This is a genomic window from Salegentibacter sp. UBA1130 (assembly GCF_002311535.1).
GTDB lineage: Bacteria > Bacteroidota > Bacteroidia > Flavobacteriales > Flavobacteriaceae > Salegentibacter > Salegentibacter agarivorans.
This window is the reverse complement of the sequence record NZ_DCAP01000036.1, coordinates 54,443-79,821: the sequence shown is the minus strand read 5'-3', so window position 1 is coordinate 79,821 and position 25,379 is coordinate 54,443. Positions and strand designations below refer to the sequence as shown.

At 35.8% G+C, this 25,379-nt stretch carries 24 protein-coding genes; 11 read left to right on the top strand and 13 right to left on the bottom strand.

Annotation, left to right across the window (positions count from 1 at the left end; all coding sequences use genetic code 11):
• The first annotated feature begins 93 nt into the window (after positions 1-93).
• The 6 genes from B4F31_RS14775 (at position 94) to B4F31_RS14750 (ending at position 4,770) form a co-directional block, all read left to right on the top strand.
• A complete protein-coding gene (locus B4F31_RS14775) occupies positions 94-1,644 on the top strand; it encodes a bifunctional response regulator/alkaline phosphatase family protein (protein ID WP_286761643.1) in 1,551 nt (516 codons plus the stop codon).
• Between the two features lie 85 nt (positions 1,645-1,729).
• On the top strand, positions 1,730-2,134 hold the full coding sequence (gene tsaE, locus B4F31_RS14770; RefSeq protein ID WP_286761642.1) for a tRNA (adenosine(37)-N6)-threonylcarbamoyltransferase complex ATPase subunit type 1 TsaE: 405 nt from the start codon (positions 1,730-1,732) through the stop codon (positions 2,132-2,134).
• Between the two features lie 281 nt (positions 2,135-2,415).
• Complete coding sequence (locus B4F31_RS14765) at positions 2,416-2,562, top strand: hypothetical protein (RefSeq protein WP_286761641.1); 147 nt, start codon at positions 2,416-2,418, stop codon at positions 2,560-2,562.
• Positions 2,525-3,094: a hypothetical protein gene (locus tag B4F31_RS14760; protein ID WP_286761640.1), complete on the top strand. Its 570-nt coding sequence runs from the start codon at positions 2,525-2,527 to the stop codon at positions 3,092-3,094. The genes B4F31_RS14765 and B4F31_RS14760 overlap by 38 nt, the downstream gene beginning before the upstream one ends.
• Positions 3,095-3,153: 59 nt before the next feature.
• Positions 3,154-4,353, top strand: coding sequence for an alanine dehydrogenase (locus tag B4F31_RS14755; RefSeq protein ID WP_286761639.1), 1,200 nt, complete (start codon positions 3,154-3,156; stop codon positions 4,351-4,353).
• A 42-nt stretch (positions 4,354-4,395) separates the two neighbouring features.
• Positions 4,396-4,770 carry a hypothetical protein gene (locus B4F31_RS14750; protein ID WP_286761638.1) on the top strand — a complete coding sequence of 125 codons (375 nt, stop codon included), beginning with the start codon at positions 4,396-4,398 and terminating at the stop codon, positions 4,768-4,770.
• Between the two features lie 82 nt (positions 4,771-4,852).
• On the opposite strand, the gene bcp is transcribed toward B4F31_RS14750, so the two are convergent.
• On the bottom strand, positions 4,853-5,308 hold the full coding sequence (bcp, locus tag B4F31_RS14745; RefSeq protein ID WP_286761637.1) for a thioredoxin-dependent thiol peroxidase: 456 nt from the start codon (positions 5,306-5,308) through the stop codon (positions 4,853-4,855).
• A gap of 118 nt (positions 5,309-5,426) precedes the next feature.
• Between bcp and B4F31_RS14740 the strand changes: the two genes are divergently transcribed.
• A complete protein-coding gene (locus tag B4F31_RS14740; protein WP_286761636.1) occupies positions 5,427-6,083 on the top strand; it encodes an endonuclease III domain-containing protein in 657 nt (218 codons plus the stop codon).
• 166 nt (positions 6,084-6,249) lie between these two features.
• On the opposite strand, the gene B4F31_RS14735 is transcribed toward B4F31_RS14740, so the two are convergent.
• Both B4F31_RS14735 and B4F31_RS14730 read right to left on the bottom strand, forming a co-directional pair.
• Positions 6,250-6,402: a hypothetical protein gene (locus B4F31_RS14735; protein WP_286761635.1), complete on the bottom strand. Its 153-nt coding sequence runs from the start codon at positions 6,400-6,402 to the stop codon at positions 6,250-6,252.
• Between the two features lie 59 nt (positions 6,403-6,461).
• The gene (locus tag B4F31_RS14730; RefSeq protein ID WP_075326756.1) at positions 6,462-7,046 is read right to left on the bottom strand and encodes an RNA polymerase sigma factor; all 585 of its coding nucleotides are present in this window, start codon (positions 7,044-7,046) and stop codon (positions 6,462-6,464) included.
• A gap of 238 nt (positions 7,047-7,284) precedes the next feature.
• Here B4F31_RS14730 and uvrA point away from each other — a divergent pair, with 238 nt between their 5' ends.
• Positions 7,285-10,071, top strand: coding sequence for an excinuclease ABC subunit UvrA (gene uvrA / locus B4F31_RS14725; protein ID WP_286761634.1), 2,787 nt, complete (start codon positions 7,285-7,287; stop codon positions 10,069-10,071).
• A 191-nt stretch (positions 10,072-10,262) separates the two neighbouring features.
• Entirely contained in the window at positions 10,263-11,468 is a 1,206-nt protein-coding gene (locus tag B4F31_RS14720) for a hypothetical protein (RefSeq protein WP_286761633.1), read from the top strand.
• Between the two features lie 81 nt (positions 11,469-11,549).
• Here B4F31_RS14720 and B4F31_RS14715 read toward each other — a convergent pair whose 3' ends face one another.
• The 4 genes from B4F31_RS14715 to B4F31_RS14700 all read right to left on the bottom strand — a co-directional run bounded on the left by B4F31_RS14715 (position 11,550) and on the right by B4F31_RS14700 (position 17,088).
• Positions 11,550-13,013 (bottom strand): polysaccharide biosynthesis C-terminal domain-containing protein, encoded by a 1,464-nt coding sequence (locus B4F31_RS14715; protein WP_286761632.1) that lies wholly within the window; start codon positions 13,011-13,013, stop codon positions 11,550-11,552.
• A 4-nt stretch (positions 13,014-13,017) separates the two neighbouring features.
• Positions 13,018-14,307: a glycosyltransferase family 4 protein gene (locus B4F31_RS14710; protein WP_286761631.1), complete on the bottom strand. Its 1,290-nt coding sequence runs from the start codon at positions 14,305-14,307 to the stop codon at positions 13,018-13,020.
• 8 nt (positions 14,308-14,315) lie between these two features.
• Positions 14,316-16,733, bottom strand: coding sequence for a YfhO family protein (locus B4F31_RS14705; protein WP_286761630.1), 2,418 nt, complete (start codon positions 16,731-16,733; stop codon positions 14,316-14,318).
• A gap of 79 nt (positions 16,734-16,812) precedes the next feature.
• Positions 16,813-17,088 (bottom strand): DUF4834 domain-containing protein, encoded by a 276-nt coding sequence (locus B4F31_RS14700; RefSeq protein ID WP_286761629.1) that lies wholly within the window; start codon positions 17,086-17,088, stop codon positions 16,813-16,815.
• Between the two features lie 106 nt (positions 17,089-17,194).
• Here B4F31_RS14700 and B4F31_RS14695 point away from each other — a divergent pair, with 106 nt between their 5' ends.
• Positions 17,195-18,169 carry a transporter gene (locus B4F31_RS14695; protein ID WP_286761628.1) on the top strand — a complete coding sequence of 325 codons (975 nt, stop codon included), beginning with the start codon at positions 17,195-17,197 and terminating at the stop codon, positions 18,167-18,169.
• A 184-nt stretch (positions 18,170-18,353) separates the two neighbouring features.
• Here the strand turns inward: B4F31_RS14695 and B4F31_RS14690 are convergent, their stop codons facing one another.
• The 3 genes from B4F31_RS14690 to B4F31_RS14680 form a co-directional block, all read right to left on the bottom strand.
• The gene (locus B4F31_RS14690; protein WP_286761627.1) at positions 18,354-19,619 is read right to left on the bottom strand and encodes an aminotransferase class I/II-fold pyridoxal phosphate-dependent enzyme; all 1,266 of its coding nucleotides are present in this window, start codon (positions 19,617-19,619) and stop codon (positions 18,354-18,356) included.
• A gap of 146 nt (positions 19,620-19,765) precedes the next feature.
• Positions 19,766-20,806, bottom strand: a complete 1,041-nt coding sequence (locus B4F31_RS14685; RefSeq protein WP_075326747.1) for a PLP-dependent cysteine synthase family protein — start codon at positions 20,804-20,806, stop codon at positions 19,766-19,768.
• 87 nt (positions 20,807-20,893) lie between these two features.
• On the bottom strand, positions 20,894-22,954 hold the full coding sequence (locus B4F31_RS14680) for a S9 family peptidase (protein WP_286761626.1): 2,061 nt from the start codon (positions 22,952-22,954) through the stop codon (positions 20,894-20,896).
• 107 nt (positions 22,955-23,061) lie between these two features.
• On the opposite strand from B4F31_RS14680, the gene B4F31_RS14675 reads away from it, so the two are divergent.
• Positions 23,062-23,406 carry a YbaB/EbfC family nucleoid-associated protein gene (locus tag B4F31_RS14675; RefSeq protein ID WP_286761662.1) on the top strand — a complete coding sequence of 115 codons (345 nt, stop codon included), beginning with the start codon at positions 23,062-23,064 and terminating at the stop codon, positions 23,404-23,406.
• Positions 23,407-23,494: 88 nt separating this feature from the next.
• On the opposite strand, the gene B4F31_RS18110 is transcribed toward B4F31_RS14675, so the two are convergent.
• The 3 genes from B4F31_RS18110 to B4F31_RS14665 all read right to left on the bottom strand — a co-directional run bounded on the left by B4F31_RS18110 (position 23,495) and on the right by B4F31_RS14665 (position 25,124).
• Complete coding sequence (locus B4F31_RS18110) at positions 23,495-23,752, bottom strand: hypothetical protein (protein WP_349675931.1); 258 nt, start codon at positions 23,750-23,752, stop codon at positions 23,495-23,497.
• Positions 23,743-24,006 carry a redoxin domain-containing protein gene (locus B4F31_RS18105; protein ID WP_349675930.1) on the bottom strand — a complete coding sequence of 88 codons (264 nt, stop codon included), beginning with the start codon at positions 24,004-24,006 and terminating at the stop codon, positions 23,743-23,745. Before B4F31_RS18105 ends, B4F31_RS18110 begins: the two co-directional genes overlap by 10 nt.
• 89 nt (positions 24,007-24,095) lie before the next feature.
• A complete protein-coding gene (locus B4F31_RS14665; RefSeq protein ID WP_286761625.1) occupies positions 24,096-25,124 on the bottom strand; it encodes a threonine aldolase family protein in 1,029 nt (342 codons plus the stop codon).
• Positions 25,125-25,379: the final 255 nt, after the last annotated feature.

Genomic DNA, 25,379 nt, shown 5'->3' with positions numbered 1-25,379 from the left:
ATAATCTAATAAGAATAATTAATTGAAAAACGACTTAAAGTCGAAAACACATAGAAGAAGAAAATCTCATTAAATGAGTAAAAAATATAAGATATGAATAAGATAAAAATACTTTGGGTAGATGATGAAATAGATTTACTGAAACCGCATATTTTGTTTCTGGAATCTAAGGATTATGAAGTGGTTACCAGCCAAAGTGGAACTGAAGCATTGGAGCAAATTGAAGAAGAAAGTTTTGATATAGTTTTTCTTGATGAAAATATGCCCGGACTTACCGGTCTGGAAACTCTTGCTGAGATAAAGGAGAAAAGAGAAAATCTTCCTATAGTAATGATCACTAAAAGTGAGGAAGAATATATTATGGAAGAAGCTATAGGCTCCAAAATAGCCGATTATCTTATAAAACCGGTAAATCCTAACCAGATATTACTTAGTATTAAAAAGAACCTGGATCACTCCCGACTTATTTCTGAAAAAACAACTTCAAATTACCAGCAGGAATTCAGGAAGATCGCAATGGATTTAAGCCAGGTAAATACTTTTGAAGAATGGGCAGAACTTTATCAAAAATTAATTTACTGGGAACTTCAACTCGAAGGTTTGGAAGACAGTGGAATGTTCGAAATTCTGGAATCACAGAAAAATGAAGCCAATACGCAGTTTTGTAAATTTATAGACAAGAATTATCCTTCCTGGTTTGAGAAAGGTGTAGAAGCGCCAATTATGTCACACACTATTTTTAAAGAAAAAGTAGTGCCCGAAATTAACGACAAGCAACCTACGCTACTTGTTGTGGTAGATAATTTAAGGTACGACCAGTGGAAAGCTTTAGAACCGGTTATTGCTAATTATTACAAGAAAGAAAAAGAAGAACCATATTACAGTATTTTACCCACAGCCACGCAATACGCACGTAATGCAATGTTTTCTGGTTTAATGCCAAGTGAAATGGAAAAGTTATTTCCGCAATACTGGAAAAACGATACCGAAGAAGGTGGGAAAAATAATCACGAAGCTGAGTTTTTAAACGAACAACTAAAAAGACTTGGCAAAAGCTTTAAAAGTGAATATCATAAAATCACCAGTTTAAAAGCAGGTAAGAAACTTGCAGAAAACTTTAAAACTCAAAAAGATAACGATCTTACTGTTGTAGTTTACAATTTTGTAGATATGCTTTCTCACTCAAAAACAGAGATGGAAGTGATTAAAGAATTGGCTTCTAACGATAAATCTTATAGATCTTTAACTTATAGCTGGTTTAAGAATTCCCCGTTATTAGATATTATTCAGCAAGCGCGACAACTTGGTTTTAAATTAATTCTTACCACAGACCACGGAACTATTAATGCTAAAAATCCTTCAAAAGTAATTGGAGATAAGAACACCAGTTTAAACCTTAGGTATAAAACGGGTAAAAGTCTAACTTATGAAGAAAAAGATGTATTGGCGGCTACAAACCCAAAGAGCATACATCTACCCAGTATTAATATGAGCAGTTCTTTTATTTTCGCAAAGGGAGATCTTTTCTTTGCTTATCCTAATAATTACAATCATTATGTAAGCTACTATAGAAACACCTATCAACATGGTGGTGTTTCCCTGGAGGAAATGATTATACCATTTGTAGTAATGGAGCCAAAATAGAGGATTAATCCCTGATTTCTAGCAGAATATAGGGTATATTAAATTATTCCCTATCTTTGTATTGCCCAAAATCTATATATTTAATATGCCGGTTACCTACAATTTAGCCCAAATTGATGAGGCTGTACATTACATAATAAAGAACGCTAAAAATAATGTTCTGTTATTTTATGGTGAAATGGGTGCCGGAAAAACAACCCTTATAAAAGCTTTAGTGAAAGCTTTAGGGAGTGAAGACAAAGTATCAAGCCCCACATTCTCATTAGTGAATGAGTACCATACTCCCCAAGAACCAATTTATCATTTTGATTTTTACAGACTTGAAGACCCCAATGAAGCCCTGGATATAGGTTTAGAAGAATATTTAAATTCACCTGGGTGGATTTTAATAGAATGGCCGCAAAAAATACAGGAATTCCTGGAGGAAAACTTTCAAAAAATTGAAATTTCCATACAGGGTGAAAACACAAGAATGTTAAACTTATGTTAATGAAAAGTTAAAGAAACTCTAACTGCATAAAATCTCCGGTGTTAGCACTTTAGAAGGTTTTGATAAACAGTATTAAACAGAAAACCAGAAAAATTAGAATATTTTCATATTTTTGGCTATTAAATTTTTAGCAGTGTAAAGTAAAAACTGCTAAAAAATAGCCATTTTTTTGCTTAAAAAAAGGCGCAAAAGTACGATTAATGTATTAATTTTTAGTGTTTTATAATTTTATAGGTTTGCTTCAGTAAACAAAACGAAACAACAATTTAAACTATAATATTATGAAACTTAAAGCAGTACTTTTCGCAGCAGCAATTTTTGGAGCAAGTTTTTTTGTAACTTCAACTACTGATAACGATACTAATAATGAACCAATCAAAGAACAAGCGATTGATCGATCAGCCATCAAAGTACCTACTCACGGGTAGTATTCTGGCTATAATTATAGCATTTTCACCTTATTTATTTTATCTATATGAAGTTTTCCCAGACGGGCCTGTTTGGGAAACTTCTTTTTTTACATATACGAGTTTGTATTATGAAAGTATGGTTGCAGCTGCCTGGACATATCTTGGCAAAGTTGTTCCACTCATGCTTCTTTTGATTTGGTTCTTTACCTGTAAACATTGGTGGTACCACGCAATCCTAGTTCCTATTGCAATGTATACCTTCCAATTAATAACGGTTTTTTACGAGGATGTTTATCTTCAAGTAAATCCTATGGATACTAATCAATTAATATATCTAGCTCCATTCTTCATTATAATTTTATCAGTAGTCTATCTTATTCGTCTTAAAATCTTTGATCGGGTATACGGAATAGACCTTAGTGAAATTGATGAAACCGATGTTTCTGTTTTTTCTCCAATTTCAGAATTAGACCGCAGGGAGGTCAAATCTTTCCAAGAAGAAGAAGAATATTGGGAACCAACTCAGGAAGAATACTATACCCGACTTTAATTCCCGCTATTTTTAAAAATAGTTGTAATTTCCCTTTTCTAAAGTTTTAGCATTTAACTATGGGCAAACAGGTTTCGCCTTTTACCAAAGAGCAATTAATTCCGCAGGAAGAAACCCTGGAAATCTACAAAAACAAGGGACAGTTATTTATTGGTGTTCCTAAAGAAACCTCTTATCAGGAAAAACGTATTTGTTTAAGTCCCGATGCTGTTGCTGCAATCACTGCTTACGGCCATAGGGTTATGATAGAATCTGGAGCGGGAAAATGGGCTCGATTTAGCGATAAAGATTATTCTAACGCCGGTGCCGAAATCACCAAAGACACCAGTAAAGTCTTCTCCTGCCCTACTATTCTTAAAATAGAACCACCTTCTTTAGAAGAGTTGGATTTAATTAATCCGCAAACTATTTTAATTTCTGCACTTCAGCTTAAAACCCAGTGCAAAGAATATTTTCAGAAATTAGCTTCTAAACGAATTACCGCTTTGGGCTTTGAATTTATTCGGGATGATGATGGTAGTTATCCCATTGTTAGGGCATTAAGTGAAATAGCAGGTACCGCTTCTGTATTAATTGCTTCAGAAATTATGAGCAATAATGTAAATGGTAACGGTCTAATGTTTGGGAATATAAGTGGTGTACCGCCTGTAGAAGTGGTAATTCTTGGCGCGGGTACAGTTGGTGAATTTGCCGCCCGTTCGGCCCTGGGATTGGGGGCAGGTATTAAAGTTTTTGACAGTTCGCTTACCCGGCTAAGAGATATTCAAACCAATCTTAATCAAACATTTTACACATCTACCATTCAACCTAAAAATTTGAGTAAAGCCATTAAGCGTTGTGATGTTCTAATTGGCGCAGTTCGTGGTAAAAATCGTTCTCCGGTGCTAATTACCGAAGATATGGTAACCAGTATGAAACGTGGCGCTGTGATTATAGATGTTAGCATAGATATGGGAGGTTGTATTGAAACCAGCGAAATTACCACGCACGATAAACCAATCTTTACTAAACACAATATTTTGCATTATTGTGTTCCAAATATTCCTTCCAGATACGCTAGAACTTCCTCACTTTCAATCAGTAATATATTTACGCCATATCTTTTACATATTGCTGAAGAAGGCGGACTCGAAAACACCTTGAGATTTAATAAAGGTTTGAGAAATGGTTTGTACTTTTACCACGGAATTTTAACCAACAAATCTATAGCCGATTGGTTTGATCTTTCTTACAGGGACATTAATTTGCTCATTTTTTAGATCAGTTTCTAATCAGGTTCACTTTCTCAAATTTATAAATAGATGAAACTTATTCATAGAATTGGATATTTCTCGGTGGGCTTGTTCTTCGGGATTGTAATTTTACTTTTCTTTTTAAGCGGAAAGAAAACTTCTTGCGATTATTCTCCCGATGCCCGTGTTTTAAAGAATATAAGGATTAAAGAGCGTATTTTTACTGAAGAGGCTTTTAGCTATTTTGAGAATAATAAATTAGATACCGCCCTGGTTTCTCAAAGTTTAGAATATGGCGATGTAGACTTTAGCCGAAGCAATACCGATACCGAACCTTGTAATATTTACCTAATTACCAACAAAGTCGATTCAGCAATCCTGGAACTTCAAATTGAAAATTGCGATAGCACGGCCACTATTCAAAAAGCAACTTTAAAAGATTAAAACTTAAAAGAATAATCACCCCGAGCGCAGTCGAAGAGTTTTTAAACATTTCAACTGCACCCGAGGTGACATTTACTTTAATTTATTCAGAAAGAATTTGAGCGGTATGCTCTTTGGTTTTTACCTTTTTAATTACCTCTTCAATTTTACCATCTTCATCAATAATAAAGGTGGTTCGGTGAATTCCCTCATATTCCTTTCCCATAAATTTCTTTGGTCCCCAAACACCGTAAGCCTGGATAACTTCCCTGTCTTCATCGGCTAACAATGGAAAAGGAAATTCGTATTTATTTTTAAAATTGCTTTGTCTTTTCTGTGTATCGGCACTCACGCCCAGAATCGCATAACCTTTTTCCTGAAAACGCTCCCAGTTATCTCTTAGGTTACAGGCCTCTGCGGTGCAACCTGGAGTACTCGCTTTGGGATAGAAAAACAATACTAACTTTTTACCTTTAAAATCTGATAATTTTACTGTATTTCCATCCTGATTCTTTACTGAAAATTCAGGGGCCTTGTCGCCCGCTTCTAATGTTGTCATAATTCTTATTTTTGCAATAATTTATCCTTCGGCGTAACCAAAGGATTAGATTTAATTTTTAAAATTTCGACATAAAGGTCGAAGTTATAATCTCACTTATCGAGTAAATTTAAACAATATGACCAAACAAGAAAAGGTACAGTTCGTAATTGATACCTTAAACGATATTTATCCTGAAATTCCAATTCCTTTAGATCATAAAGATCCTTATACTCTATTGATTGCGGTACTACTTTCAGCACAAAGTACCGATGTAAAAGTAAACCAGATCACGCCAAAACTATTTGAAATAGCCGATAATCCGAAGGCTATGGTAAAACTTTCAGTAGAAGAAATTCGGGAAATTATTAAACCGGTGGGTCTTTCGCCTATGAAATCTAAAGGAATTCACGGTTTATCTATAATTTTACTGGATAAATATAATGGCGAGGTCCCCGCAAGTTTTGAAGCGCTGGAAGCCTTACCGGCGGTGGGTCATAAAACCGCAAGTGTGGTTATGGCACAGGCTTTTAATGTACCTGCGTTTCCGGTAGACACCCATATTCATAGATTAATGTATCGCTGGAATTTAAGCAATGGTAAAAATGTAACTCAAACCGAAAAAGATGCGAAACGCCTATTTCCAAAAGATCTTTGGAACAAACTTCATTTACAAATTATTTGGTATGGTCGTCAATATTCACCGGCAAGAGGCTGGGATTTAGAGAAAGATTTAATCACCAAAGAAATAGGAAGAAAAACTGTGATTAGCGAATATTATATAAAGAAGAAATAGGTATAAAAGTAAAAGAGGCTGTCTGAAAAGATAGTTTTTTCGTCAAGCTGTCCCGAAGTTTCGAGATTCAGCTTCTAATATGTTTTTAATATCAACAACTTAGATCCTGAAACAAGTCCAGGATGACGTTCTTAATAAATTTTCAAACAGCCTCTCTTTTCTTATCCTAATTAAGAATGGTACCGAATTTAATTCCGTTACTTTCTACCACTCTTAATGCTTTTGAATAATTTAAAAGAAACTGCACGGTTTCTTTTTGGGGTTTCAAATCCTTAAACTGATCTTTTTTTGATAGTTTTTTAGTGTAAAGTTTCCTCATTAGATAATATTTTGCGTTGGTTTCTTATTCTAACGCAATCTTTTGAGGAATATTATAGGTTAATTTGTTAAAACCAAATTATGTTTTTCAATAATCTTCCTAAGATTGATTAATGCGTAACGCATTCTCCCCAAAGCCGTGTTTATACTCACTCCGGTGCGTTCAGAAATTTCTTTAAAACTCATATCCTTATAGATTCTCATAGTAAGAACCTCTAATTGATCTTCAGGTAATTCTTTAATGAGCTCTTTTACATCATTTTCAATCTGGTCTTTAATAATTTGAGTTTCAATATTCAATTCAGAATCACTTAAAACCGAAAAAATATTAAAGTCGCCACTATTATCAAATTTAGGCATACGCTTATTTCTTCTAAAATGGTCAATAACCAGATTATGCGCAATTCGCATTACCCAGGGAAGAAACTTACCTTCTTCATTATATTTTCCACGTTTAAGAGTGTTAATGACTTTGATGAAGGTGTCCTGAAAAATGTCTTCAGCAACATCCCTGTCAAAAACTTTAGAGAAAATAAAACTATAAATTCGGTGTTGGTGCCTGTTTATAAGTTTGCTTAGGGCAATTTCGTTTCCTTGCATGTATTCACGCACAAGAACAGCGTCAGTGATTTCAACGTTATTCATATCAGTTACTTTTGTTCAGGACGGTTGGGGCTCCTGAGGTTAGGTTATTTAGTTTCTAAAAGTAACTTTATGCTATAGGCAGGTGTAGTTTTATAATTTTTGAATGACCAAATATAGCAAGATATATTTAACAAAAGCAAACAAAAGTTTAAATTTTTAACATTACAATAGGATTTTTATGGCTTTTTACACTGCTTCTTATTAAGTACCTTTGCGTTCCTGAACTAGAAAAATAAGCATGAATATTGACGTTGCCGAGGTAAATCCTAAAGAAAATATCATCATAAAAGGTGCAAAACTGCACAATCTTAAGAATATAAATGTAGTTATCCCGAGGAATAAATTGGTGGTAATTACCGGGCTTTCGGGTTCGGGAAAATCCAGTTTAGCTTTTGATACGCTTTATGCTGAAGGCCAACGCCGCTATGTAGAAAGCCTTTCTTCTTATGCACGCCAGTTTTTAGGCCGATTGAATAAGCCGAAAGTTGATTATATTAAAGGAATTGCACCTGCTATAGCTATTGAGCAGAAAGTAAATTCTACCAATCCGCGTTCTACCGTGGGAACTTCTACTGAAATTTACGATTATCTGAAACTTCTTTATGCCCGAATAGGACGAACCTACTCCCCTGTTTCAGGCAATGAGGTTAAACGCGATCGCGTGGCCGATGTAATAGATCACGTAAAATCTTTTGAAGAACGAGAAAAATTATTATTGCTGGCGCCAATTCATATTGAAGAAGGTAGAACGCTCGCCGAAAAGATAAAAGTCCTGGCCCAGCAAGGTTACAGTCGTATTAAAGTAAAAGATGAAGTACTTAGAATAGACGAAGCCGATCTTGAAAAAATTAAAGCGAAAGATACTTTATTAGTTGTTGACCGAATTATTACCAAAGACGAGGAAGATTTTTATAATAGATTGGCCGACGCCACTGATGCAGCCTTTTTTGAAGGAAAAGGAGAACTTTATATTGAAAACTTAAAATCAGGAAAAAAGCGACATTTCAGCAACAAATTTGAATTAGATGGGATTAGTTTCCTTGAACCAAATGTTCATTTATTTAGCTTTAATAATCCTTATGGTGCCTGCCCTAAATGCGAAGGTTATGGCGATGTAATTGGAATTGATGAAGACCTGGTGATTCCAAATACAGGACTTTCAATTTACGAAAATGCAATTTTTCCATGGCGCGGCGACAGCATGAGCTGGTACCGCGATCAATTAGTAAATAATTCGCATAAATTCGATTTTCCAATTCATAAACCCTGGTTTCAGCTCACGCAGGAACAAAAAGATTTGGTTTGGAATGGAAATAAACATTTTGAAGGTCTAAACGATTTCTTCCAGTTTTTAGAAAGCAAAGCTTATAAAATTCAGAATAGGGTGATGCTTTCACGCTATCGCGGAAAAACCCGCTGTAGCACCTGTAAGGGAAAACGATTAAGGCCTGAAGCTGAATATGTAAAAATTGCCGATCACAGTATTACCGATTTAGTGGGAAAACCATTGGATAAAGTGCGGGAATTTTTCTCCAATTTAAAATTGAACGAATACGACCAGCAAATAGCGAAAAGACTTTTAACAGAAATCAATTACCGACTCAAATTTTTATCGGAAGTTGGTTTAGATTATCTCACTTTAAACAGAAAGTCAAACACGCTGTCCGGTGGAGAATCGCAACGAATTAACCTGGCAACTTCACTGGGAAGTAGTTTGGTGGGTTCTATGTATATCTTAGACGAACCTTCTATTGGTTTGCATCCGCGCGATACGGAACGTTTAATTGGAGTGCTGCAAAACTTGCGTGATCTTGGCAACACCGTAATTGTGGTAGAACACGATGAGGATATTATGAATGCGGCCGATGAAATTATTGATATTGGCCCCGAAGCAGGAACCCACGGTGGTGAGGTTGTAGCGACGGGAACGCTAAAGCAAATTTTGAAATCAAATTCGCTTACCGCTCAATATCTTAATGGAAAAGAGGAAATACCTGTTCCTAAAGAACGCAGAAAAGCTTCAGGGGAAATTAGGATTTTGGGAGCAAGAGAAAATAATCTTCAGAATATTGATGTAACGATTCCGCTAAAGACCTTTACCGCGATAACCGGAGTTTCAGGAAGTGGAAAAAGTACACTGGTAAAGAAAATTCTTTATCCTGCAGTTCAGAAAAAAATCGGGGGCTACGGAGAAAAAGCTGGCCAATATACCGATATTGAGGGTGATTTTAAAAACCTGGGGAGCGTAGAATATATAGACCAAAATCCAATTGGAAGATCTTCCCGCTCCAATCCCGTAACCTATATCAAGGCTTACGACGATATTAGAAACCTTTTTTCTGATCAAAAATTATCGAATATTCGAGGGTTTAAGCCTAAACATTTTTCTTTTAATGTTGAAGGTGGGCGTTGCGAAGTCTGTAAAGGTGAAGGCGAAGTAACCATAGAAATGCAGTTTATGGCCGATGTTCATCTAGAGTGTGAAGCTTGTAACGGGAAACGTTTTCAAAAAGATGTGCTGGAAGTTCAGTTTGAAGGAAAAAATATTGACGATGTACTGAATATGACCATCGATGACGCCACTAACTTTTTTGCCGAAAATAAACTCGATAAAATTGTTAGGAAATTAAAGCCTTTACAAGACGTTGGTTTAGGTTATGTGCAATTGGGGCAAAGCTCTTCTACCCTATCAGGTGGTGAAGCACAAAGAATAAAACTGGCTTCATTTTTAGTAAAAGGCGCTACCAAAGAAAAAGCATTGTTCATTTTTGATGAACCTACAACCGGACTTCACTTTCACGATATTAAAAAGCTACTGAAATCTTTTAATGCCCTTATAGAAAAAGGACATAGCGTGGTGGTGATAGAACACAATATGGACCTGGTAAAATGTGCCGATTATATTATTGATATTGGCCCTGGTGGCGGAGTAAACGGCGGAAATATCGTTGCAAACGGCACTCCGGAAGAAATTATTAAATCAAAAACATCTTTTACCGCCAAGTATCTCAAAGAAAAATTATAGCTATTATTATTTCTGAAAAAATATACGCTAAATTTCATTTCTATTGAATATTTTCTACTGAATTATTCGTTTTTCAATATAAAAACCTCTAAAAACAAGCTTTTTTAGAGGTTTTATTTTTTTGGCACGCGGTTTGTATTTTATGTATTGATTCTAAATGAGAATCACTTTAACAACATAAAACGCAAACCATGAAAAATATCGCCATTTTATTCAGCTTTTTATTTATTGGTATTTCGGCAAAGGCTACTTCAGAAGCTATGCCTCGTAATGCCTATAATAATGCCTTTATTTTCGTTGAAAACGGCGTTGAGTTTGCCGTTTATCCCAACGGGGAATTTGATTTCTATTTTAACCCTCAATTTAGAAGTACCAGCATTGTAAATATTTCTACTCCCAATATGAATATTAGTTATAACGCAGGGCATAATTATGATGCGTATGTGCAATATGACGATTATGGAGCTGTAATTCAAATTGAAAGTGTTCCGGTTTTTTATGATTACTACGGAAGAATAATAAGGGCCGGTGATGTTTTTATAGATTATAACCGTCGTGGCCGTATTGTAAGAGTTGGTGGTTTACACATCCATTACAACCGTTTTAACCGAATCACCAACTATACAGGATTTATAAATCATTATAATAACACTTATGTTTATAGACCGTGGCACCAGTATTATTCAAGACCTCGCAGTAGTGTGAGCATAGTATTTGGACAGCCTTACAGGGCTTACTATCAGCCAAACCGCGTTACTTACGTGCAACACGTAAATTATTATAATAATCATTATTCTAATAATGTGCATCAAAATTTTTACAGGCCAAATCAACAAGCGGTTTCTTATAATAAAGGAAGAAGAACTTCTGAAAGACGTGATATAAAAGATATTAGAGGTGACGAAAACCGTGTAGCTTCAAACACAAGGAATGTAAGAAGCAACGCTTATTCTGAAAGATCTAATAACACCGCTAACAGAAGCAGAACCATTAAATCAGAAAAAAATAGTAGCACCAATTCTCGAGGAAATGCTGTAAGATCATCTAGAAGTTCTAATACTGGCGATGTCGTGAAAAGCAGAAATAACCGTACAAGAGTTGATGCAAATTCAAGTGTGAATACAAGACGAGCTGCAGTAAATACCAGTAGATCTTCTAATACAAATGTAAACTCATCTGCAAGGAATAGTAGAACTGTAAAAAGCACTCCTACGTGGCAAACCCGTAGAGCTACAAGCGCTACAAGCCCAAGAAGAACGCAGGCTACCACCAGAAGTAGTAATAGAAGTAATAACACACAAGCGGTAAAAAGCAGTACAAATACAAGATCTTCGGCTAGAACTTCAAATTCTTCTTCTCGAGGAAGAAGTTCGGCACGAAATGTGAATAATAGATAATAAAGAATTCATAATTTAATTTTTTGGTTGGTTAGTTGGAAACCCCTTGAGACACAAAAGTGTTTCGGGGGTTTCCCGTTTTTAGGAGGTTTTTATGCCTAAAACATTATTGATTATATTATTTACTTCGGAAGAGAATTTCAGGAAGTAAGCTAAACCAATATAGCTTATTACTATTAAAATAGATTTAAGCGCAATGTTTAAAATAGGGTGAAAACTGAAATCCCAGAAAAAAAAACCAAACGATAGAATTACTCCTGTAAAAAGTACCAACCAGGTTTTTGAAGTAAACGGAAGGAAATTAAACTTTTTGTGCACCAACCATAATTTAGAAGAATTATATATAAAAAAAGCTATAAAACTGGCAATTGCCGCTCCTTCTATCCTAAAGCTGGGAATAAATATCAAATTTAAAACAAAGGCTACAAAAACAAGAAGAACACCTATAAACAGTACAATTCGGTAATAATCTGAATTAAAAAGAATACTGTTATTATTACCCAAAAGATTATCATAAAGCTTCACCAGGGAGATTAATAAAACCACAAGAATACTCAACTCATATTCATCGGGAATTAGTTCGTAAAGTTGTTTTACGTTAGTGATTATCAGGATAAAAATGAGTAAGCTTACAATCAATAAGTTTAAAGAACTCTTTTTATAAAGCTCTTCAAGGCTTTTTTTATTTTTAGTATTAAGGAATTCAGCCGTCATGGGGTTTGTAATTTGGTGCATAGCTTTTTGCGGCACCGAAATTACCGTAGCGATATAAATTGCAATTCCGTAGATAGCCACGTTTTCTATCGGCATAAAATATTCTATCATCACTTTATCTAAATCTAATAAAGCGGTCGCGACTGAACCCGCAATAAGAATTAGCGAGGTATATTTTAAAACCGGTGATAAGTTATTTGGAAACTTAAAATTTAAACGCGGCAAATAGAGCGAAAACGCATAGATCTTCATTGCAATAAGTCGCAGGATAAAAACCCCTGCAATACAGAAGATAAATTGATGCACCGTAATCCAGTTAAAATAAACTCCTAAAAGCAATAAACTGATGCAGAACCTATGAAAAACCTCCTTCATAAAGTTTCCGAATACACTTTTATAAAAAAGCTTAGACCAGGCGAAAAAGATTTCAAAATAGGCGGTGGCAAAAGCTATTAAAAAAATTAGCCAAATATACGGTCGAACCAATCCGTTACCCTGGGTAAAGTAATTGATTAAAAATGAATAACCAGAAGCCACTATTATTCCCAGCAAGAGTGAAACGATCAGCGGTAAAAACAGCACTAAATTTAGCAGCTTATCTTTTTCTTCTCTGGTTTTATAAAAAGTAAAGAATTTTATTAATGTACTGTGCACTCCAAAACCCATAAAAGGCCAAAGCAAACTTGCTGCTGAAAGTAAAAAGGTCACCAACCCATAATATTCAGGTTCCAGGAAGTAGGTGAATAGAAACAAAGTATTAATCGCACCAATCGCAAAACCAAAATAGGTGGTAATTAGGTTTTTAAAAGATTGCTTGATTATTATTCCCATAATTCTATAGGCTCTTTATTAAACTCGCTAGATTTTGCGTAAGATTTCTTCTGTGATATTGCTGAATATCCCCCTTTATAAAATTATCATTGCCCTTTTTATAAGCATCGTAATGTCTTAAAATTAGACTTTTAAGTCGGTCTTTTTCTGAATATTGACAATATTCTCCAGATCTGGTTTGCTGCAATATTTGCTGAACATCCCATTTTTCGGGTCCAATAGCTAATATGGGCCTTTTTGAACTTAAATATTCAAATAACTTCCCCGGAATAATTCCGCGGGTTTCTTCGCTGTCAATTTCAATTAATAACAATAATCTGCTTTTCTGCTGAAGCGCAACTGCTTGCGTATGACTTACATAACCTAATAACTGAAGTTTCTCCCCTAATCCTACAGATTTAATTGAAGTGATTATTTCCTCACTCACCGTACCTGCTAATTTCAATTCCAGGTCTTCTGAGAAATTTAAATTCTCATTTGTAAGTTCCGCTATGGCTTTCCAAAGATTCTCAGGATTTCTTTCTGAAAGCAAAGAACCAATATGAGAAATACTGAATTTTTTATCTAGATTTTCGTTAGTTTTCTCATTTTCTTCAGTGTCAAATCCGTTAGTGATTATACTTATTGGTTTACTGGTTTTTTCTGCAAATTCAGCTTTTGTAGTAAAACTGGTAGTCATAATTTGATCGGCTGAATTTAAAACTTCTCGTTCAAGACGTAAGTGTTTCTTTTTGCTGGATTCAGTAAGTTTCAGCTTTTTATGATACCCAATTTGAGTCCAGGGATCTCGAAAATCGGCTATCCATATTAAATCGAGTTCCTGCTTCAATTTTAAACCAATAAGGTGTAAACTATGCGGCGGACCGGTTGTAATTATTTTTTTAATACCTTCTTCTTTCAAATAGGTTTTCAAGAATTTCACCGATGGCTTTATCCAAAACGTCCGTGCATCAGGAATAAATAGATTACCTCGAATAAAAAGTAGACTTTTCTGTAAAAAAGACTGATTTTTCTCTGCAGCAATAATTCCTTTGCTAATGGTTTTGGTTTGGTTTTTCGCAAAAAAACCGGCTAACTGATAAGGTTCAAAAATAGGCTTCTTAAGAATAGTTATTCCCTTCGGAATTTCACTTTGTAGGGAATTATCCAACATAGGGTAATTAGGATTTTCAGGAATATAAACCACAGGTTCAATATTAAAATTCCTTAAATACTTCACAAACTTCAGCCAGCGCTGCACGCCGGGACCGCCGGCCGGAGGCCAATAATAAGTTATAATGAGCACTTTTTCCATTCCAGAGTTTATTCCCTCTTCCGGGATTTATAGTAAAATCCGCCTAAAATAATCAACACCAAAATTATGGAACTTGCCAGCGCAATGCTGCTTCCGGTATTTACAACTTCAGGTTCAAATCTAAAGGTCACGGTATGTTCCCCTGCCGGAATATTCATTGCACGCAAAACATAATTTGCTCTAACGTGGTCCACTTCCTCCCCGTCTAAATAAGCCTGCCAGCCCGGCTGGTAATACATTTCAGAAAAAACTGCAAACTGAGGCGATGAGGCATTAATTTCGTAGACCAATTCATTAGGCTGATAACTTTGCAATTGAATTTCTGCATCTGCGCTGGTTTTGAAATCTTCAGAAACTTCATTTTTAAATTCAGAATTAATGATTGCCGTATTTTGAAGATTAACTTCGTTTAAATTCAATATTTCCTCGTTCGCCGACTCTACCCACATAATATCCTTTACAAACCAGGCATTTCCAAAAGCATTCGGATTTTGTTGTGCTTGCGGCTGACCACCTTCAGAAGGAACAATAAAGTATTTAGCGTTCAGCATATTTAGAATTTCCATATTGTTTTGAGAAATATAGAAATCATATAAATCTTGCATTCTGCCCGGTTTGGCGGCATGATAACCCCCTATTGCATTGTGGAAATAAGAAGTTCTTCCCGTATTAAAAGGGCTTCCGGAAACATCAAAAACGCGGTAATGTGCATCATCCTGTAAAATTTGTTGATCGGCAGCATTAGGTTGAAATGGACGATCCATTTGTCTAGCGTTTACAAAATCATCATCATTAACATAGCGTTTATCTACAGGAATCAAATCGATTAAAATTAGAAGTGCTAAAGCCGGTACTAACCAATTTTGCGTGATTTTCTTTTCAATATATAACCAAAGGGCTGCTGCTGTTAATGCTGAAAAAATAAGCGACCTAATAAGATCTTCGGTATAAATTGCCTGCCTGTCTTCCTTTAGAGATCTTACAAAATCGGCGCCCATTTGCTGAATTAAAGCTGCATCTCCCGCACCGCTAAAATCAAATAATACAGAACGGAAAAGTAACAAAGCTACTCCAATTCCACCTACAATTATCCCAGACCATTTAAGCGCGTGAACTTTTACTTCTTTTTGAAGTTTAGGATCAAATAATTTATAAAGTCCGAAAACGGCTAAAACAGGCACGCATAATTCTATAATTACCTGTATGGAAGAAACCGCCCTAAATTTACTGTACAGCGGAACGTAATTTATAAAGAACTCGGTAAAAAATTCAAAGTTTTTACCCCAGGAAAGAATCAAGGCTAAAACACTCCCTCCAACAATCCACCATTTTAAACGGCCACGTACAAGGTATAAGGCAAAAATAAATAAGAATAAAACTGTGGCACCAATATACGCCGGAGCACCAACATAAGGCTGATCGCCCCAATAAGTAGGTACATTTTCGGTAAAGTTCGCCGCCTGAGCCGGGGATGCCCCAAGTTTGAGTAAAGAATCATAAATTTCTGAATCTTTTCCAATATCTTCTGCATTGGAGCCCCCCATAAACCGGGGAGCGAAAAGATTAAAAGATTCCATTATCCCGTAGCTATATTCAGTGATATAATCATAAGTTAAGCCGGCTGCGGGTTTATCTGAACCGTCGGGCGCAATGGTTAAACCGGTATCACCTCGGGTACTGTGAGCAGTATATTCCTGAGTAGCCAGTAAATTGGTAGCGTTGGCACCTATAGCAAGTATAACCGCCACAACCATTACTCCTAAAGCTTTAAAAAATTTTGGTAGTATATGTTTTCGGTAGGCATCAATTAAATATGCAATTCCCAGAACAATTACCAGAAGGAGCAAATAATAGGTCATCTGGAAATGGTTTGCGCCAATTTGCAGCGCCATTCCAATAGCCAACAACAAAAATCCCCATAAATACTTTTGCCTGAAAGTGAGAATAATTCCGCCTAAGACCATCGGCATATACGCTATCGCATGAGCCTTGGCGTTATGTCCCACTCCCAAAATAATAATAAGATAAGTAGAAAACCCGAAGGCTAACGCACCTAAAAATGCGAGTCTAAAATCAAGTTTTAAGCAGAGTAAGAGAATATAAAAACCGATAAAATAAAGAAATAGATAATCGGCAGGTCTGGGTAAAAATCTTAAAACTGAATCAAGTTCTTTAACGTAGTTATGGGGATAATAAGCTCCCAATTGAAAAGTTGGCATTCCCCCAAAAGCAGAATCGGTCCAGTAAGGCTCTTCACCGGTTTGATCGCGAAAATCGTTTTGCTCTTTGGCCATCCCGATATATTGAACTATATCGCTTTGAAAAATCTTTTTTCCTTCTAGAACCGGACTAAAATAAAATATAGAAACTATTACGAAGCCTACCAAAACGAGAAGATGCGGTAGAAACTTTTTAAGATTGGCCATCTGAAATTTTTTAGATCACTTTCTGTTAAATTGAACGGGCAGCTTCTTCCCTTTTCAATATAAAAAATTGATCCCGAAATTAATCAATTTCCTCGTAATCTATATATTCCCCAACGTTTTTATTAGAATTCCTTTTTCCTTTCGGCTTCTTGTCAATGCTAACTTTTCCTTCTTTTTTCTGTGAAGTAGGACCTTGTTGTTGCCTGAATTGTTCTTCAAAACGTTTTCCCATTTTCCGAAGGAAATATTTAAGAATAAGCGGTCCAAACCATTTAATTAGCATTTTAAAAGCAAAATATACTAATAGAATGATTAGAATCGTTTGTAATACATCGGAAAAAGAAGCTTCTAACATTTTCAGGAATTTATACAAAAATAAAAATAAGCCTTGAGAATAGAAGCTTTGAGCTCCTAAAAAAATAATAAATCTGCTATCTTTGAAAGTAACAAACCAATCTAATATGCACTATTTAAAAGTAGGTATCGCTTTTATTTTCCTCGGAATATTTAGCGCAAATGCGCAATATACTGAAACCATAAACTCCAATCGCCCTGGAGAATCGCAGGGCGCGTATGCCGTGGGCAAAAACGTTTTACAACTTGAAGCCGGTGGCTATTTCGGTAATGATAATCATACCTTATTTAATAGCAACACCGATATTTTAGGTGCCAGTTATGGTTTACGATATGGATTTTTAACCGAAATCCTGGAACTTAACTTCTTTGGTTCTTTTCAGGATCAGTTTACCTCTATTCCCGTGGGAAATAGCAGTGATGAGTTTAGATTTAGCAACTTTAAAACAAATACTCTTGGCGCTAAATTCCTGGTTTTTGATCCAGGAGTTAGTGTAAAAGAGAGAAAAGTAAATTTATATAGCTGGAAGGCAAATCAACGGTTAAATCTACGAAGTTTAATTCCCGCTTTCTCGGTGTATGCCGGCGCCAATTTTAGCTGGTGGGAAAATCCCTATATGTTTGAGGGGGAATCAATAATTAGCCCTAAAGCTGCTTTAATAACCCAACATAACTGGGGACGATGGGTTTTGGTTATGAATTTTATAGCCGATAAATTTACAGAAGAATATCCATCTTACGGAGGAATCTTTACTTTAACCCACGCTATTACTCCAAAATTTGCCGTTTTTGGGGAATTCCAAACTTATATAAGTGATCTATATGCCGATGATTTGGTAAGAGGTGGCGCAGCTTATTTATTTGGAAAAGATTTTCAGGTAGATATTTCTGGTCTTGTTAATTTTAAAGACACTCCTTCGAGATGGCAGGTAGCTGCCGGAGTTTCTTATAGATTCGATTTTCACGACGATGATGAATATATTGAAGACACTTATGAAGGCGACCGAAACCAACGTGGTGAAGAATTGGAAGAAACCGGATTTTATAAGGAAAATGAAGATGTTAATGGTTCAGGAGATTAATCCTGAACCTAATTTTTTCTAAAACTTAAACATAGAAAAGCCATTTAAATTTTCACTTTTCGTCACCCTGAACTTGTTTCAGGGTCTAGTTTAATACCAATTAGATTCTGAAACAAGTTCAGAATGACGTTAGCAAGAAAAAATTTTAAACGGCTTTTATTAATTTTCCAAAACTAAATATTTCCTACTCCTTGCTTGCCATAGCAGCAGAAACCGAAGCGGATAACCTTTTGTAAGTTCCATTTTCTAAACGCTCTCTAATTGCTGAAAAAGCAGTTAGGGTTTCTTCAATATCCTGAAGGGTATGCGTGGCGGTAGGAATCATTCTTAATAAAATAAATCCTTTAGGAATAACCGGGTAAACTACGATAGAACAGAAAACGCCGTGGTTTTCCCTAAGATCTTTCACCAAAGCCATTGCTTCCGGAATGCTTCCTTTTAGATATACCGGAGTCACACAACTTTGCGTGGTTCCAATATCAAATCCGTTTTCTTTAAGTCCGTTTTGAAGTGCATTAACATTTTCCCACAACTTTTCTTTAAGCTCTGGCATTGTTCTTAGCATTTCCAAACGTTTTAATGCTCCCACTACCAATTGCATTTGCAATGATTTAGCGAACATTTGCGAACGTAAATTATATTTTAAATAATCTATAATTTCTTTATCGGCTGCGATAAATGCACCGGTGCTGGCTAAAGATTTAGCGAAAGTAGCGAAGTACACATCAATCTCATCCTGAACGCCCTGCTCCTCACCTGCTCCGGATCCTGTTTTACCAAGAGTACCAAAACCGTGGGCATCGTCTACAAAAAGTCTGAAATTATATTTTTTCTTCAGCTCAACGATTTCCTTTAATTTTCCCTGTTCACCACGCATACCAAAAACGCCTTCAGAAATCAATAGAATTCCTCCTCCGGTTTGCTCTGCAATTTTAGTGGCACGTTGCAGGTTCTTTTCTATACTTTCAAGATCGTTATGTTTATAAGTAAAACGCTGACCTAAATGTAATCTTACACCGTCTATAATACAGGCGTGAGCATCTACATCATAAACTATTACATCTTGCTTAGAAACTAAAGCGTCTATGGTAGAAACCATTCCCTGGTAACCAAAATTAAGCAAGTAGGCCGATTGTTTGTGAACAAAAGAAGCTAATTCGTCCTGCAATTTTTCGTGAAGCTGAGTATGGCCGCTCATCATTCTAGCTCCCATTGGGTAAGCCGAACCGTATTCAGCAGCAGCTTCAGCGTCTACTTTTCTTACTTCGGGATGATTGGCAAGTCCCAGGTAGTCGTTAATGCTCCAGGTAATTACTTCTTTCCCTCTAAATTTCATTCGGTTAGAAATTGGCCCTTCCAGCTTAGGAAATACAAAATATCCTTCAGCCTGCTCTGCCCATTTTCCTAATGGTCCTTTATCTTTATATATTTTTTCAAATAAATCCCTCATCGATCTTTTTTTAGTCGAGCCGCAAAAATACTTAAAATTGGCTCAATTGCACAAAGTTATTTATTCAGCAAATTCAAATAAAAGAAAAGCATCCTACGCGGGATGCTTTTATAAACTTTATTTCTGAATAAATTTCAAAATACTTCTTATTTTATAAATTCTATAGGCTGTGCCTCAATTTCATTTTTAGTATCAAAAAAGCCCTGTTCTTCCATCCAATCGTCGCTAAAGACTTTCCCCATATAACGGGAGCCGTGATCGGGGAATATTACTACAACATTACTGTTTTCGTCAAATTCTCCTTCTTCAGCAAGTTGTTTTAATCCCTGGGTAGCTGCACCACTGGTGTAACCTACAAATAAACCTTCGGTTTTTGCAAGTTCCCTGGCGGTATGTGCACTATCTTCGTCACTAACCTTAACAAAACGATCTATAATTTCAAAATCTGTTGCAGATGGAATAAGGTTTTTTCCCAGTCCTTCTATTCTGTACGGATAAATCTCACCAGAATCAAATTCTTTTGTTTCATGATATTTCTTTAAAACTGAACCGTAAGCATCTATACCAATAACTTTCATTTCAGGATTTTGCTGCTTTAAATATCTGGCAGTTCCAGAAATTGTTCCACCGGTACCGCTACAAGCTACAAGGTGAGTTATTTTTCCTTCGGTTTGTTTCCAAATCTCGGGGCCTGTAGAATTAAAATGAGCATCAATATTCAGCTCATTAAAATACTGATTAATATAAACCGAGCCTTTAGTTTCTGAATGCAATCTTTTAGCAACCTGGTAATAAGATCTAGGGTCGTCTGCCGAAACGTGCGCCGGGCATACATACACCTTGGCACCCATTGTTTTTAGCATATCAATCTTATCGTTAGAAGCTTTGGAACTTACCGCAAGAATACATTCATAACCTTTTATAACACTTACCATAGCAATACTAAAACCGGTATTACCAGAAGTAGTTTCTATAATTGTGCTTCCCGGTTTAAGAATACCTTTTCTCTCGGCTTCTTCAATAATATAAAGTGCAATACGGTCTTTAGCGGAGTGTCCCGGATTAAAGGCTTCTACTTTAGCGAAGAATTCCCCTTTAAATTCCTGGGTTATTTTATTCAGTTGTATCAAGGGTGTATTGCCAATTAACTGCAATACATTATCATATACTTGCAAATCTTCTTTCATAAATCGAAGTTCTTTACAAAATTTGGGTTAACTATTTCACTCTTTTTAAGAGCGTAAAATCCCCCAAATTTAAGGCAAATTTTTTAATTAGTGGTCAATTCCTTCCAAATCCAGTAAAAACGCATACTCTTCGGCTACTTCTTTTAAAGCTTCAAAACGTCCTGAAGCCCCACCGTGACCGGCATCCATATTAGTATGGAACAATAATAAATTATTATTGGTCTTTAATTCTCTTAATTTCGCTACCCATTTTGCCGGTTCCCAATATTGAACCTGGGAATCGTGTAAACCTGTTGTTACCAGTAAATTTGGATAATCTTGCGCCACTACATTATCGTAAGGCGAATATTGCATCATATATTCGTAATAATCTCTATTATTCGGATTTCCCCATTCATCGTATTCACCAGTGGTTAACGGGATACTATCATCTAACATAGTAGTTACCACATCTACAAAAGGAACTGCAGAAATAACGCCGTTATAAAGCTGTGGCGCCATATTAATAACCGCCCCCATAAGCAAACCTCCTGCCGAACCGCCCATTGCGTAAAGATGTTCTGCAGAAGTATATTTTTCCTGAATTAAATATTCTGAAACATCTATATAATCGGTAAATGTGTTCATTTTATTGAAAAGCTTCCCGTCTTCATACCAGTTACGCCCCAGGTATTCCCCACCACGAATGTGTGCAATTGCATAAATGAATCCGCGATCTAGTAAACTTAGCCTTACCGTAGAAAAATAAGGATCTATGGTAGAACCGTAGGAACCATAAGCGTATTGTAATAGCGGACTATTTCCGTCTAATTTAGTTCCCTTTTTATAAACCAAACTCACCGGAATTTTAGTGCCGTCTTTGGCAGTAGCCCAAATTCTCTCAGAGAGGTAATTATTTTTATTAAAATTTTTATCTAAAACTTCCTGTTCTTTTAAAACAGTCTTTTCCCGGGTTTCCATATTAAAATCTACAACCGAAGTTGGCGTGGTCATAGAATTATAAGTGAACCTTAAAATATCAGTATCAAATGCAGGATTTATAGAGGTATAAGCGGTATAGGTTTCATTATCAAAAGGAATATAATATTCTTCTGAATTATCCCAGCGAATCACTTTTATTTTATTTAAGCCATTATTACGTTCGCTTACTACCAGATACTTTTTAAAGATATCAATATCTTCCAGCAAATAATCTTCGCGATGCGGAATAACGTCTACCCAGTTTTCTTTTGTGGTTTTATCAACCGGGGTTTTCATAAGTTTAAAGTTGGTGGCACCATCTTTATTGGTCATTACGTAAAAGTTATCTTCGTAATGCGCTATGCTATACTCTAAACCTCGTTCCCTGGGCTGAAAAACCTGGAATTTACCAGATGGATCATCAGCCTTTAAAATACGATATTCTGTGGTTAAAGTGCTGTGACTTCCTATAATGATATATTCTTTCGACTTCGATTTATAAACATAGGTGTTAAAAGTTTCATCTTCTTCTTCAAAAACCAGTTCATCTTCGGCAGAATCTGTACCTAAAATGTGTTTATAAATTCGATAAGAACGAAGCGTTTGTTCGTCCTTTTTAGTATAGAAAAGCGTTTTATTATCGGCCGCCCAGGTAGAACCTCCGGTAGCATTTTCAATTTTATCAGGATAAGTTTCTCCTGTTTGTAGGTCTTTAATTTGAATGGTATATTTTCTTCGGCTTAAAGTATCTACCCCAAAAGCCACCATTTTATTATCAGGGCTCACATTCAATCCGCCAAGACTGTAATATTCAAACCCATCTGCCATTTCATTTACATCAAAAAGCAATTCTTCTGGCGCATCCAATTCCCGGTTTTTCCTTGAATAAATTGGGTAATCTTTTCCGGTTTCAAAACGGGTTAAATACCAGTAGTTATTCAATTTATAGGGAACCGATTCATCATCTTCTTTTATTCGGCCTTTCATTTCCTCAAATAACCGCTGCTGAAAATCTTTGGTATGGGCAGTCATTTTCTGGTTATATTCATTTTCCTGATTTAGATAATCAATAACTTCCGGATTGTCGCGGTTGTTCATCCAGTAATAATTATCTATTCTCACGTCTCCGTGAAATTCCAGGGTTTTAGGTATTTTCTTAGCTTTTGGCGGTAAAATTTCTTTTTTCAAATCTGCATTATTTTTAAGCGCTTGCAAAGGTAAGGCTTCCCAACCAAATACATAATTAGTGGGTTCAAATTAACAGGATTAAACCTGTAATTAGTAAATTTGTGTTTATTAAATTTAAAAAAGAGACTATGTTTGGAGATATGATGGGTATGATGAATAAGATCAAGGAAACCCAACAAAAGGTTGAAGAGACTAAAGAACGCCTAAAAACAGTAACTATTGAAGAAAAATCCAGTGACGGACTTCTAAAAGTAACTATTAGCGCTACGCGTGAAATTAAGAATATTAGCGTTGCTGATGAATTGATGGAAGATAAAGAACAGCTGGAAGATTATTTGGTATTAACTTTAAATAAAGCGATAAGCAGAGCTTCAGATATTAACGAAGCAGAACTTGCTGCAGTAGCAAAAGATGGGATGCCAGATATTCCCGGTTTAGATCAATTTAAATAGAATTTAATTATCTTAAATCCTGAATCTATTTCAGAATTTAAATCAAAAAAAACCTCACAGTTTTTAGAAAGCTGTGAGGTTTTTCTTTTTATGCTTCTCCCCTTGCTGGATATTCTTTATCTACCACAAAATCTATAGCCTTTAATAATTCATCAAATTTTGGCCTTGCGAAAGGCATCGTTTGAATAGAAGCCGCATAAAGCGTATTATCAGGTTTTACAAGAAATAGTCCGGGTTCAAAGAAAACTTCGGGTTCATCATTAATTCCTTCCGAAATATATAAATCCCATTTCCGGGCATCTTCAGGATTAAGATTATAACCTATAGTAAGATTATCTACTTCCACTCCTTCACCGTCTTTTCTGCCAAGGTCTTATTATTCGCGCTAATGCAAATAACACTCACTCCTTTCTCCTGAAATTTCTCAACTTTTCTATTTAATTCTTCTAAATACGATTTACAAACCGGGCAGTGCAATCCGCGATAAAAAATAACCATCGTAAAATTCTCTGGCTTCTGGTCGCGTATATCCCATTGCATTCCCCTAGTGGTTTCCACTCTTAATCTTGGTACTTCTTTTCTTGGCAATACATTTTTCATAACTCAATTTTGGTTTTTTGAAAATTATGAAATTCAATTCCCGAAACATATTAAAAGCATTCTAAGTTTAGGTTAAACTCTATTAAAACCTATAAATTAATTTCCCGTAGAACCTTCAAAAACTTCTGGTGCATTTCTTCGGAATAATCCAAATGGGTAACAATCCTTAATTTTCCCTGTCCCATATTGCTTATTCTAATATTTTCCTGCTGAAGCTTTTTCATAAAAGCAGTTTCATCTGAAGCATTTTTCAGGTAAAAAATAATAATATTTGTTTCTACAGTTTCCACCTCGCCCACATAGCTTGCAGCATCTAAAGTTTCAGCAATGTCTGCAGCTCTTTTATGGTCTTCGGCTAAACGCTCTACGTGGTTATCTAAGGCATAAATTCCGGCTGCGGCCATAAAACCTACCTGGCGCATACCACCACCTAAAACTTTACGAATTCTAATCGCGTTTTTCATAATTTCCTTATCACCAATAAGTACCGATCCCATAGGGATTCCCAGCCCTTTAGAAAGACAAACCGAAATAGTATCAAATAATTTTCCGTATTCTTTCGGATCTTCATTTTTAGCAACTAAGGCATTAAAAAGCCTTGCTCCGTCTAAATGCAAACCTAATTTATGCGTATTGCAAACCTTTCTTATTTTTTTGATCTCCTTGAGGTCATAACAAGCGCCACCACCTTTATTGGTGGTATTTTCCAAACAAACCAAACTCGTTAACGGACTGTGATAAAAGTCTGGTGGATTTATATTTTCTTCAACCTGGGCAGCAGTAATCATTCCGCGATCACCATCTACCAACTTGCAGGAAACCCCACTATTAAAAGAAGCGCCACCGCCTTCGTAATTAAAAACATGCGCCCATTTATCACAAATAAGCTGCTCGGCAGGTTGGGTATGCAATTTTATAGCGGCCTGGTTAGCCATACTTCCGGTAGGAAAAAATAAGGCTTCATCCTTCCCGAACATTTTTGCCAGTTTTTCTTCTAAAGCGTTTACGCTAGGATCTTCCTTATAAACATCATCGCCAACTTCGGCGCCCATTATTGCTTTTAACATTCCGCTTGTTGGGCGGGTTACGGTATCACTTCTTAAATCTATTTCTTTCATATATATATTTCTTTTTTATTTCTGCAAAAACAGAAATTATTTCCATTTGATTCATTATAACTTAATTTCTAAAATCAATTTCAAACCTCCAATGCAAAATTTCTTTTTCAGAAGAAATTATATTATTCTGGAAAGTGAGAAACTGACTAACAGCAAAATAAGTTAAAATCGCTTCATTAACGGCGTTTTATAGGAAGTCTAAAACTATAAAAATATCGTTAAATACTTTCCCGTCGCAGTCTTAAATTCTATTTT